9 protein-coding genes are annotated in these 12,229 nt (G+C 45.9%); 3 read left to right on the top strand and 6 right to left on the bottom strand.

From position 1 onward, the window contains the following. Positions 1-94 precede the first annotated feature (94 nt). From AC0VYE_RS14800 to AC0VYE_RS14780, 5 genes are all read right to left on the bottom strand, one after another. Positions 95-691 carry a hypothetical protein gene (locus AC0VYE_RS14800; protein WP_076268222.1) on the bottom strand — a complete coding sequence of 199 codons (597 nt, stop codon included), beginning with the start codon at positions 689-691 and terminating at the stop codon, positions 95-97. Positions 692-935: 244 nt separating this feature from the next. Beyond that, positions 936-2,639: a proline--tRNA ligase gene (locus tag AC0VYE_RS14795; protein ID WP_475448886.1), complete on the bottom strand. Its 1,704-nt coding sequence runs from the start codon at positions 2,637-2,639 to the stop codon at positions 936-938. Positions 2,640-3,004: 365 nt separating this feature from the next. Then, entirely contained in the window at positions 3,005-4,159 is a 1,155-nt protein-coding gene (locus AC0VYE_RS14790) for an ABC transporter permease (protein WP_475448884.1), read from the bottom strand. After that, the gene (locus tag AC0VYE_RS14785; protein ID WP_475448882.1) at positions 4,152-5,315 is read right to left on the bottom strand and encodes an ABC transporter permease; all 1,164 of its coding nucleotides are present in this window, start codon (positions 5,313-5,315) and stop codon (positions 4,152-4,154) included. The genes AC0VYE_RS14790 and AC0VYE_RS14785 overlap by 8 nt, the downstream gene beginning before the upstream one ends. Positions 5,316-5,327: 12 nt before the next feature. After that, positions 5,328-6,272 (bottom strand): ABC transporter ATP-binding protein, encoded by a 945-nt coding sequence (locus AC0VYE_RS14780; RefSeq protein ID WP_475448880.1) that lies wholly within the window; start codon positions 6,270-6,272, stop codon positions 5,328-5,330. Between the two features lie 220 nt (positions 6,273-6,492). Between AC0VYE_RS14780 and AC0VYE_RS14775 the strand changes: the two genes are divergently transcribed. Genes AC0VYE_RS14775 through AC0VYE_RS14765 form a run of 3 tightly spaced genes read left to right on the top strand, consistent with a single transcriptional unit; the run spans position 6,493 to position 8,980 of the window. Further along, positions 6,493-7,623 carry a sensor histidine kinase gene (locus AC0VYE_RS14775; protein WP_475448878.1) on the top strand — a complete coding sequence of 377 codons (1,131 nt, stop codon included), beginning with the start codon at positions 6,493-6,495 and terminating at the stop codon, positions 7,621-7,623. 41 nt (positions 7,624-7,664) lie between these two features. After that, the gene (locus AC0VYE_RS14770; RefSeq protein ID WP_475448876.1) at positions 7,665-8,306 is read left to right on the top strand and encodes a response regulator transcription factor; all 642 of its coding nucleotides are present in this window, start codon (positions 7,665-7,667) and stop codon (positions 8,304-8,306) included. 26 nt (positions 8,307-8,332) lie between these two features. Then, the gene (locus AC0VYE_RS14765) at positions 8,333-8,980 is read left to right on the top strand and encodes a DUF1054 domain-containing protein (RefSeq protein WP_475448874.1); all 648 of its coding nucleotides are present in this window, start codon (positions 8,333-8,335) and stop codon (positions 8,978-8,980) included. Positions 8,981-9,060: 80 nt separating this feature from the next. Here the strand turns inward: AC0VYE_RS14765 and AC0VYE_RS14760 are convergent, their stop codons facing one another. Next, positions 9,061-12,090 carry an efflux RND transporter permease subunit gene (locus AC0VYE_RS14760; protein WP_475448872.1) on the bottom strand — a complete coding sequence of 1,010 codons (3,030 nt, stop codon included), beginning with the start codon at positions 12,088-12,090 and terminating at the stop codon, positions 9,061-9,063. Positions 12,091-12,229: the final 139 nt, after the last annotated feature.

Genomic DNA, 12,229 nt, shown 5'->3' with positions numbered 1-12,229 from the left:
TAATGGTAAATGAACAACATAAAAACGATCAAATGCTGTTAGAAAGCAGCTTTTGATCGTTTTTATGTTTTCAAATGGGGGCTAGCTTCTATCATCAGAGTTCCAATTGCAACATTTCCGAGCGAAGTGTATTCAGCCGCTCTTTAGACTCAGTAACCGCTTCCTCATCCTTGCTCTCTAGCGCGTCAAACAGCATCGATAGCTCATAATCCAGCTCATAACGCAGTACAACAGCTCTTTCCTCAGCACGCTTTGATTGAAATGCTCTAATCATTTCTTCTATTGTAACGAAAGGCTTCTTCTGATAAATAATCCGATGTTCCATACCGGACACCTCCACGAGTCGTATAATCTCACCGAACATAATACTCTCAATGACGATTTGACGATCTTTAATGCGCTTCACAATCGCATGTCCACGTGTGTCATTAATCAGCTTTTCAATTAATTCTGACAGCTTCTCATCTTTAATAATGTAGTCCCCGACAATTTTGTAACGGTTCTTCATTCGCTGGAACTGAAGCTTAACGAGCTTGCGGCCAGTTCGAATGGATACAAGAAACTGCCCCTCCGTCTCACTCCAGTACAAGGAGTACCCTTCCTGAATAAGATCGCGGATGAGATTTTGGATTTGCCGCCGGTCAAATCGCAGCTCCAAATTGCAATATTCGACTTCATGGCTTTTGTTCACGGCAATCCCTCCCTTACCTCAGAATAGTTGACGAAATGTTCTGATAATTTGTTCTTACTTTTATCTTATACTCCATCTTATGTTATGGCAACTTGGATTATTGACTAATTTTACGCTTACAGCCGACTTATCTAAAAAAAGGGCGCGAGCGTCTTCATATGAAGCCGTCTCGCACCCTTTTGAACTTATATTCCATAGGCCACCATGGATTTTTCAAACCCATTTCATGCATATGTTTTCAACTTTAGTTGCTCAAAGCAAAAGCGATAGCTTCTTCTAATTCTAGCTTTTGCGCTTCTAATTCGTTCCTTTGCTTAAGCTCCACGATTCCATCAGCAGCATGTTTGCCTACTACAATGCGCAGCGGTATGCCGATAAGATCGGAGTCCTTGAATTTGACGCCTGGGCGCTCGTCACGATCATCGAGCAGCGTCTCTACCCCAGCCTCAAGCAATCTTGCTGTAATATGCGCGGCCAAATCCATTTGGACCTGATCCTTCGCTGATACAGGAACCACATGAACTTGGTAGGGTGCTATCGATTTAGGCCAAATGATGCCATTGCTATCGGAGTGCTGTTCAAGTACTGCAGAGAGCAAACGTGAAACTCCGATACCATAGCAGCCCATTATTAATGGCTGTTCTGAGCCCGACGCATTTAAAAACTTAGCATTTAGCGCTTCACTGTATTTCGTTCCCAGCTTGAACACATGGCCAACCTCAATGCCGCGATAAAATACCAAGCTGCCTGTCTCGCATCGCGGGCACCCGTCTCCTATTGCTGCATTTCGATAATCACCTGCCTGCACATCCGTCAAATGAATGCTTGGGATAACATTTCCGATATGATAATCCTGCTCATTCGCTCCTGCGATTCCTGATTTCATCGCAAGAACAGCATGGTCAGCATAAACGGGAATTTGCAAGCCGATCGGCCCAGCAAATCCGGTAGGTGCGCCAGTTACCCGCTCTGTCGTAGCTTGATCGGCAAGCTCCAGATGAGCTGCAGCAAGCGCATTTTTCACTTTTATTTCATTTACCTCATGGTCTCCCCGAACAACAACAGCAACCGGAGCACCGTCTGCAACATAAATCAGTGTTTTCATAAAAGCATCTGCTCCAAGGCCAAAAGCCTCGACAAGCTGGTCAATCTTCTTAATCTCCGGTGTATGATGACGCACCAACGCAGAATCATTAATCTGCTGTGAATCCGTTGATTGTTCCGACAGCTTGTATTCAGCTTTTTCCACATTCGCCGCATAGTCGCATGAATTGCACACAGCAATCGTATCTTCACCAATATCAGCGAGCGCCATAAATTCATGTGTTCCGCCTTCTCCGCCAATTGAACCTGCATCAGCTTCAACCGGACGGTAATTTAGACCACAGCGTGTGAAGATGCGATTATAAGCCTCGTACATGCTCGTATAGCTGCGATGAAGCCCATCAAAGTCCTCATCAAAGGAATAAGCATCTTTCATTAAAAACTCTCTACCGCGGAGCAAGCCATAGCGTGGGCGCTTCTCGTCGCGGAATTTAGTTTGAATCTGATACAATGTCATTGGCAGCTGCCGATAAGAGCTTACCTCGCTGCGCACCAGAGCTGTAATCACTTCTTCATGCGTTGGTCCAAGCGTAAACTCGCGATCATGACGATCACGAAGCCGCATAAGCTCAGGTCCATACACATCATATCGACCTGATTGCTGCCACAGCTCTGCCGGCTGCATAGCAGGCATTAATACCTCTTGAGCTCCGGCTTGATCCATTTCTTCTCTTACGATTTGCTCGAGTTTTCTGAGCACGCGCCTGCCAAGCGGCAAATACGTATAAATACCTGCGGCAAGCTGTCTAATAAGACCTGCACGCAGCATTAATTGATGGCTGGCTGCTTCCGCTTCTGACGGCGCCTCGCGCAAGGTAGGCATTAAAAGCTTACTTTGTCTCATAATAGATAACCCTCCGATTATTAGATTTAAGCCATAAAAACAAAAAAACGCATTCGTAAGGGACGAATGCGTTCGTGGTACCACCCTCAAATAGCCGCCAAATGATCTGGACGACTCTCAATAGATAACGGAATGAATATTCCGGCAGCGGAAGAAGTATACGCTTCCTGCTGCAGCTCGCAAGATAGGGATTAATCAATCGTTCATAGAAGCCTTCCAGCCTTCGGGCTTCCTCTCTGATAGAAACGTTTGCTGATTAACATAGTCTTGGTCGACGCTGTTGCGATGTCATTAACTTTTGACAAATTTACAATACAACGATGATGAAGTCAAGCCAATTTTCAGGGCGCTTGCTGCTTAGTATTTTAGCTTGTGCGATTTGGTCTGAGAACGGCAGAACCAAAGGCAATCAGCACAGCAGCGAATAAAAGCAGGATAAGAAGCGGAAGCAAGACGTCACTAAAGCTGCCCCCGCCGCCTAAACGATCAATTGCTGTAAGCGCCCATTTTTGCGGAAAGAAATTAGCAAGCTTTTGCATAAAATCAGGTAGCATGGAAAGAGGAAAGAAACAACCGCTGATCATGCAGGACGGAGCGATAATAACGTTGTTGATTTGAGACAGCTGCGTGCTATTGCGTACTAGACCCGCTACCGCCGAAGCAAGACCAACGATCGCAAGCAAGAAGAATTCCAATACGAGCAGCATCCATCCGAACGAAATACCAGGTGAATAGTCAAATACGAAATAAGTTAAGCCTAGAACAATGACAAGCTGAATCGTGCCCACAAGCATGCTGCCCAAAAAATTTCCAAAAGCAATATCAAGCGAGCGAAGCGGCGCTGTGTACATCCTTGCCATCGTGCGCTGCTCTCGATCTTCCATAATGAAACCGATAGACTGGCTGACAAGCAGCATAACAAACATAAGGATGAGACCGATCATTGTTGGATTGGATACAATTTTGCCAAGCTCCATTTCCGTATTCGCAAGTACAGCTTTAGGAGAGGCTTGCGCTTCCAGCAAAGCGGTCAGCTTAGATAAATCCATTGGAGATTCAGGGTCAGTCCCTCTTATCAGAGCGGCAGAGGAAGACAGCTTTTGAGCTTCTGTCTCAAGTGTAGCTGCAAGCGAAGCGTTCCAAAGCTGCGTATTCATTCGGTAAAGCTGAGCTGTTGACGAATCTCCCTCCATCATTTTTGCTGAGAAATCCGCAGGAATATAGATGGCAGCATCCGCTTTGCCCTCTATTACACGATCCTTTAACTGCTGTTCATTCATCGCCGGCTCCGAATGGATCTCATACAATGGCTCTTTCTGTAATGAGGATGCCAAATATTCGCCTAATATTCCTGAGTCAGCATTGTTCACGATAATAATAGCTTTATCTCTATTCGTGCTAGCGAACAATCCTGCCATAATAGATAAAATGATCGCTGGAACAAGAACATTCATAATCAGTCCGCGACGGGAACCCATGGTGCGTCGTACGAGATGTGCAGCAATTTGCAAACTAGGCATGCTGTCTCACCACCTTTGGCAGTCTAATGACTGCGATTATTGTTATACCTAATGCGATTGCTCCAAGAACAGCGATTCCATTCCAAACCGTTGCTGAAGCTTCACCGTTCATGATGGCGCGAAGTGCATCATTTGCCCAGTGATTAAGCGTCCACTGATTGAGACCTCCTACCATCTTCACAATGTCTGGAATCATTCCGCCGCTAATAAAGGTCATGCTGAATACAATGATGCTGAACAGCGTTTGTGTCGATTTTTTGGATCGTACGAAGGATGAGATCGTAATAGCAAGTGCAGCCCCAGCAGCAGTCGTAAGCAGACAAGTCAGCGTAATAGCTCCAAAGTTATTTCCCCAATCAACGCCATATACAAATGATGTAAATGCGATAATCACTGCCGCCTGCAGTGCTGCAAGCATGACTCCTCCTAAAATAATGCCAAACACCATGGCTCTAAATGAACCTGGAATTGCATACATTCGCTGCAAAGTTCCCGCTTCCCTCTGATTGAGCAGCGCGATCGTCGCCGTCATGCCGCCATAGAGCAAAAACATAATTAGGTAGGCCACAGAATAGTATTGCATCGCTGATTCTTTGCCAAAGGCTTGATTATCTCCTGAGCTCAAATTTTTCGCCTCAATATGTGATTGTCCCGCTGGCGCTTGACTTTGTGCAGCACCTGCATTTAGCTCAGGTCCAAGGATTTGCAGTGCTGCGGCTTGCAAATTTACCGCAGCCATATATTTATTGATAAAAGCAGCCGCAGCAATATTTTTTTCTTCATAGCGCCCTTCAAACGTTGACCATTTCGCCGTTTCCCCTGCGCTCAGCTCACTGGAGAAGTTATTCGGAATCGATACGCCATAATCAGCAATACCCTCGCGTATCCAGTCCTTTACCTCCTTCTCTGAGTTTGCATCTAGAACCTTCACATATGGTTTTACTACTTCATTGCTCCAGAAAGCATCGATGCTAGCTCGCATTCCCCCCTGATCCGCATTATATAGGGCAATTTTAGCCGGCTTAATTTCTGTATCAAATGCACTGCCAAGCAGCAAAATCAATAATAAAGGCAAACCGATCAAAATAATGAGAACGGAACGCATCCGTGCATATTTTATAAGCTCATAATAAGCAGCTGTCCACCATGCTGGCATCATCATCATCTCCTATTCGTCACGTAATGTGCGTCCGGTCATTTGCAGGAATAGCGATTCAAGATTCGGCTCTTCCCGCGTCAGCTTGCGAATATTAATGCCATGCTTCTGAAGGATAAACAATAAATCCTGTAATATAGACAGCGATTCCTTCACCGTCACTTCAAGCGTCAAGCTATTATCTCGTTCTGCAAGCTGAAGCACGCCTGGATGCTCAACCATCTCTGTCATTGCCGGCGCCGATTTTTTATCAATTTCAAAAATCAGCTTCTCTTCTTGGCCAACTTGTCGTTTTAATTCATCCTTCGTCCCGCATGCAATAAGCTTGCCTTTATCCAGAATGCCGATTCTTGTGCAAATCGCTTCTACCTCTTCCATGTAATGGCTGGTGTAAATGACCGTAGAGCCTAACTTATTTAATTCCCTTACGGACTCCAAGATATGGTTGCGTGACTGAGGGTCGATTCCAACCGTTGGTTCATCCATAATGATCAGCTTAGGTCGGTGCATAATGGCGCATGCGATGTTGAGCCTGCGCTTCATTCCGCCTGAGAATGTGCTAGGTTTATCCTTCGCTTTGTCCAGCAACCCAACGAATTGCAGCGCCTCATCAACACGATCGCGAAGCAGCGAACCTCTGAGCCCGTAAAGCTTTGCAAAAAAAGTAACATTTTCGCGAGCGGTCAACGTCTCATAGATAGCCAGCTCCTGCGGCACTAAACCAATCCGTTTCTTTACTTCAAGCGGATGCTTGCGAATTGAAAAACCTTCGACCAAAATATCTCCGCCGCTTGGCTTCAGCAAACCAGCCAACATATGAATCGTTGTACTTTTTCCCGCTCCATTTGGACCAAGTAAACCAAAAATTTCACCCTGATCAATATTGAAGCTAAGATGATTAACCGTTATCGTTGTGTCGTATTTTTTGACAACCTCGAGAAATGTAACTAGATTCATGTCTATTCATCCTTTCAGTTCGTTTCTGATAAACCAATTGTACGTCATGAAAGGAAATGAAACAGGTCTATAAAGTCATCTTATGAGGGTGACTAAAGTCATCTCTTTGAATAATGGCATCTATCCGCATGAAGGTTGGATGAAAAGCGGTTTCAGTCTCGTTCGTCCAATAAACAATGTGCTATAATAAAACAAATTCAGCTGCAGGAGCTGCTCGGATATGAAGAAACAACTGCACCAAATTCGTTCCTTGTTAGTAGCGATTCCTTCTATTATTAGTATCGTGCATGTAGAAGCAGGTTTATATGCTCATTACACCGCTTCTGTACTCCTTGCACTGCTCCTAACGAAAGCTGGCTCTATGTATCCTAAATATCGAATTTTATTGCTGATGCTGGAGTTAATCGCTTTTTCTTGGTTTTCCTATACGTATGGCGGAGTTCTGTTTCTATTGCTTTTCTCCACCCTTATTGCCTCATTTCAACAAAGGCCGACACGCATGGTCAGCACAGCTTGGACAATCGCTGGCTTAGCTGCTTTATTGACAGGTATGTATGGCAGAGAACCCGAAATCATATTTGCCGTAGCGGTACTATGGATTACTACAGCAGCCGTCCTCTATGCTTCCAACGAATTTGAGGACAAACATCATCAAATTGAGGATTTATACGGAGCACTGGCTGCCAGCCACGCAGAGCTTGACTCAGCCAAACGCAGAATGCAGGATTACGCCTTGCAGGTTGAGTATCAAGCGCAGATCGAAGAGCGAAACCGCATCGCCAAGGATATTCATGATGATTTGGGCCACCGCCTCATTCGCGTCAAAATGATGTCCGAAGCGGCTTTGCATTTATTCGATGCGGATACCGCAAGAGCTCGCAGCACGGTTGAGCAAATGCGTGATCAGCTGCAAGACAGCATGGAGCTGATGCGCAGAACGGTACGAAGACTTGCATCGGATGCGGAAAAGGACGTTAGGCAATATGCCCTCGACCGTCTGGTTGAAGAATCCGCTTCGGCATTAGGCATATCCGTAAGCTTTCGTGTAACGGGTCATCCCAGACCACTTTACCCGAGCATCGAGCTCATTTTATTTAAAAATGCCCAAGAAGCGATCACGAATGCTGTTCGGCATGGAAAAGCGACATCGGTTGCGGTTACTTTAGATTTCTTAACTGCGTACGTATCGCTAACCGTATCCAATAACGGCAGCTTGCCCGACGAGCCTATCGAAGCTGGTCTTGGCATGAAGGGGATGCGAGAGCGGATTGCCTTAATTGGGGGCCAAATGGACTGGCAGAAGGCCGATCAGTTCTCAATAACGACAACACTTCCGCTGCTTGGCGGTTAACGACGATTCTGCTCTTTTTAGAAATGGAGAGATTTGAGTAAATGATTCAGGTGCTGATAGTGGATGATGATCCTTTTATACGAGAGAGCATGAACGTTATTTTAGGATTGGATAACGAATTGCATGTCGCTGGCGTTTGTGCAAACGGTCTGGAGGCCGAACAATTTGTCCGTCAACATCCCGTCGATGTCGTGCTAATGGATATTCGGATGCCGCTCTGCGATGGTGTGGAAGGAACGAAGCTGCTTCGCGCACTTGATCCCCCACCTGCCGTGCTTATTTTGACGACCTTTGATGATGACGAATACATAGCGCAAGCCATCCGAAACGGGGCCAATGGCTATTTGCTCAAAAATGTACCGCCAAGCCGTATTATAAGCGGCATAAAGACTGTTCATGAGGGTTCCGTGCTGATCCATCCCGACATCGCCCGTAAATTGGCTGGGATGCTGGAGACGCCGCGAGCCGACTCAGCCAAATCAGTAATGATTTCCGGTCTTACGCAAGCTGAGGTGCAAATTGTCCGTCTGATTGCGGACGGTCAATCCAATAAGGAAATTGCCGCTACCCTTTTCTTAAGCGAAGGTACAATTAAAAATTATATTACTGAAATACTTAATAAACTCGAGCTTCGAGACCGAACGCAAATCGCCATCTTTTATTTGAAATTATTGCACCAATAATTGTTTGATTGAAGGAGATTAATCTAATGACAACACAGACTACTTCTACCCCGCTTGTTGGCTTTACACAAGCCGACTTCGATGTTTTTGCGCTTCAAGGACTTGAGGAGCGTATGGCTGCTATTCAAAATCAGATTCAGCCGAAATTCCGAGCGATCGGTGAGCAGCTCAGCGTCGATGCAGCTGTTCACGCCGGCAATGAAATGTACTTGCATGTTGCAAGGCATGCTCGTCGTAAAGTGAATCCGCCAAAGGATACTTGGCTCGCCATTTGCGCTAGCAAACGCGGCTACAAGGCACATCCGCATTTTCAGCTTGGATTGTTTGATGATCATCTATTTATGTGGTTTGCACTCATTTACGAGGTTCCGCATAAATCCAATATCGCAACCGCCTTCCTGAACCAAATTGATGAAGTCATTGCAAATGTACCTAAGGATTATGTACTTTCACTTGATCATATGAAAAAAGAGTCCACCGCTGTCAGTACGATGACAAAACAAGACTGGAAAAATGCGCTCGTTCGTTTCCGTGATGTTCAGAAAGCGGAACTGCTTATCGGCCGTCATGTGCAAGCGAACGATCCGATTCTCAAAGACGGCGATGCGCTGCTTGAGCTTACTTCCTCCACTTATAAAACGCTTATGCCGTTATACCATATGGCTAATGTATAAGAATGGATTTAATATCTATTCAAAAAAGGCAGTACCTTTAGGTCCATTCTGACCTAAAAGTACTGCCTTTTATCGTTTAGTTACACTTGCTGTGATGCAGCGGCTTCCGCATGTGCGGAGGAAGCCATATTGCGACGCTGCTTGCGTGAAGTACGGAAAAATAGCAGCTCATAGACACAAGGAACGATAATTAGCGTGAGCAGCGTAGCCGCAACTAGCCCACCAATTACGACGATCGCTAAGCTTTGGGAGACGATGCTGCCCGATTCATGCGAACCGAATACGAGTGGCAGCATCGCGGACACCGTCGCCACCGCAGTCATTACGATTGGACGCATCCGTGTCGTAGCCGCTTCAATCAACGCTTCACGAATCGGCATCGTCAGCTCGTTTTGCTTCACACGATCAATTAATACGATAGCATTCGTGACGACAATTCCGATAAGCATCAGCGCTCCGAACATGGCTGTGAAATCCGGCGTTACGCCTGATACGAGCAAGCCTGTTACTGCGCCGATTGCTGCAAGCGGCAAGGAGATCATAATCGCCAGCGGAGCACGAAGCGTCTTGAACGTTAACACCATGATCAGATACACAATACCGATGGAGATAATCGCTGTTAAGCCCAAATCTGCAAAGTCGCTCGATTGGTCAGCCGACGCTCCGCCTACTGCAAGGCTGACGCCATCAGGAAGCTTGAGATCCTTTGTTGCTTTTGATATTTCATCGCCGACGACCGATAGTTCTTTTGGTTCGGCGCTCGCTGTGACACGGATATACGTTTTGCCTTCTTTATGGTAGTACAAGGATGGCTCCTCGGTCCGAACCAACTCCGCTACCTTCGACATCGCTGTTGGACCAGACTCTGTCATTACAGTTAATTTTTCTAGTTCTGCCTTTGAATCTGGGTTTAAAACAGGCAGCATAATAACCGGAATTTCACTGCCTTCTTGCTGGATCGATCCTATCGGCAATGGATTAAGCATGCTTTGCAGCTGCATGGCTACCTCTTGGCCTTTGGCTAGGGTAGGATCAACATGGAAGGAATAAACCGACTTTTTCTCCTCTTGATTGCTCTCGACCTTGAGCACACCGTCGATAGGTTTAATCGCTGCGATCAACTGGTCTGCGGTTGTAGAGAGCTGCTCCAAGTTCTCACCAGAGACATCGATGTAAATTTGCGATGATCCGCCGCCCATAATTAGATCGGCCGCATCAACCGTCAAGGTTGCGTCCTTATAATTATCCTTCTGAGTCTTAATATTATCCATCAAGAGCTCTGCGTCAACGCCTTCCTTCAAATCTACCATATAAGTAATGAGCGTTGGTGAAGTCACCGAGCCATACTTAGCCGCATCTGCACTATTGCCAAGCATCATCATGACCCATTCAATATCTGGATTTGCAGTTAGATAGGATTCGAATTTCTTCCCTGCTTCGAGTACTTGATCCGCCGGCGTATCGCTCGGATATTGCAGTGCCACATTTAAATTCCCCGCACTCGAGGAATCAAGCGCTCCTTTTGGCATGAACATATAAGCGCCGATCGATCCTGCAAACAGCAATACCGCAATGATTAACGGCACTAATTTGTGAGCAAGATTCCAACGAATGAAGGAAGCGAATTTTGGAGAAACCGCATGCTCCTTCTCCTTTGTGCCGCGAAGCAATATTGCACTTAAAAGAGGTACAACTGTCAGCGCTACAAGTAGAGAAGCGAGCAATGAGTAAGCGACTGTCAGCGCGAATGGCAGAAGAAATGCTTGCAATGAACCACGCAGAAGGCCCATTGGCAAAAATACTGCAACTGTAACGAGCGTTGAAGAGGTAATGGCCGAAGCCACTTCCTTCGTTGCATCCGTAATTAGCTTAATAGAGAAGGACTCCTTCTGCAGCCTTCTATAAATATTTTCAATAACGACGATACTATCATCGACCAGCCTTCCAACCGCGACGGCTACGCCTCCAAGTGTAATAATGTTAAGTGATACACCAGAGAGCTGGAGCAGATACAGCGTTATGCCGAGCGATAACGGAATCGAAACAATCGTCACGAGCGTTGCTTTAAAGTTGCGCATGAACAATAAAATGACAATGGTTGCGAACAATGCGCCAAGCAAAACCTCTCTCAGCATACTATTAACAGAAGATACGACCGAATCAGATGTGCTCAAAATGATAGAAGCATCGATTCCTTCCACATCTGCATTTAAACGATCAATCGTTTCTTTAATTGCTTTGCCTACATTCACAGCATTCGCATCTGCTGATTTAGATATTGTGAACATAATCGCATCTTTGCCGTTCATACGGCTTATGCTTTCTTGGTCTTTGGCGAGCTCAACCGCTGCAACATCCCCAAGCTTCACACCTGCTGCAACAGGAAGCTTGCGCAGTGTTTCCACATCAGATACTTGATCGTACACGTTAATATTGCCATCTGCGCCATCGAGCGTGCGTTCACCGAGTGAAACCGACGCTCCCCTGCCTTGAAGCACGCCCATTAACGCTTGTACTGGAATTCCTGCCTGTGCAAGCTTCTCCGTATTGGGTACGACATGAACCGATGGCGACGATTTGCCGCTAATGCTAACCTCGCCCGCACCCTCGGTCTTTTTAAGTTCCGCCGTTACTTCTTTCAGCTTTGCGTCTTTTTGCTGCTCAGATAATCCTTCATCAAAGGTCAACGTCACCCATGAGATTGGAATCATTGAAGTATTCAATTGCAAGACGAAAGGCTTCATTACATTTGCCGGAAGCTGTACCTGAGCGACCAATTGCTCGATTTCGGTCTTCGCTTCCTTCATATTCGTCTTCGAATTGAAATTCAAGCTGATTTGAGCATAACCATCACCTGATGTAGAGAACATATCTGTTTTTCCTTTAACGAGCGTTACAGCTTCTTCCAATGGATTTGTGACCATCTGCTCCATCGTCTTCGCGTCATTCCCCGGCCCTATTGCCGTGACCATGACCTGTGGATTATCTGCAGCAGGCAGAAACTCCATCGGAAGCCTCAAATAGCTGATTACCCCCATCACTAAAGCCATAATGACGATCAGTATAATAGCCGCCTTATTTCGGAACGACCATTCCGTCAATTTACTCATTTGTTTCCGACTCCTTCTCCGATTACGGATTTCTTTTTTTTGTCTTTTCTAATCATAGAGGGAAAGAATGATTACCAAAAACGTCCAGAGAAGGTAATTGGTTCTCGGCTTTAGTCTTGATTCATCTACGACCAGAGAC

It is taken from the genome of Pristimantibacillus sp. Z349TD_6 (assembly GCF_056173205.1).
This window is presented reverse-complemented; position numbering and strand designations above follow the sequence as displayed.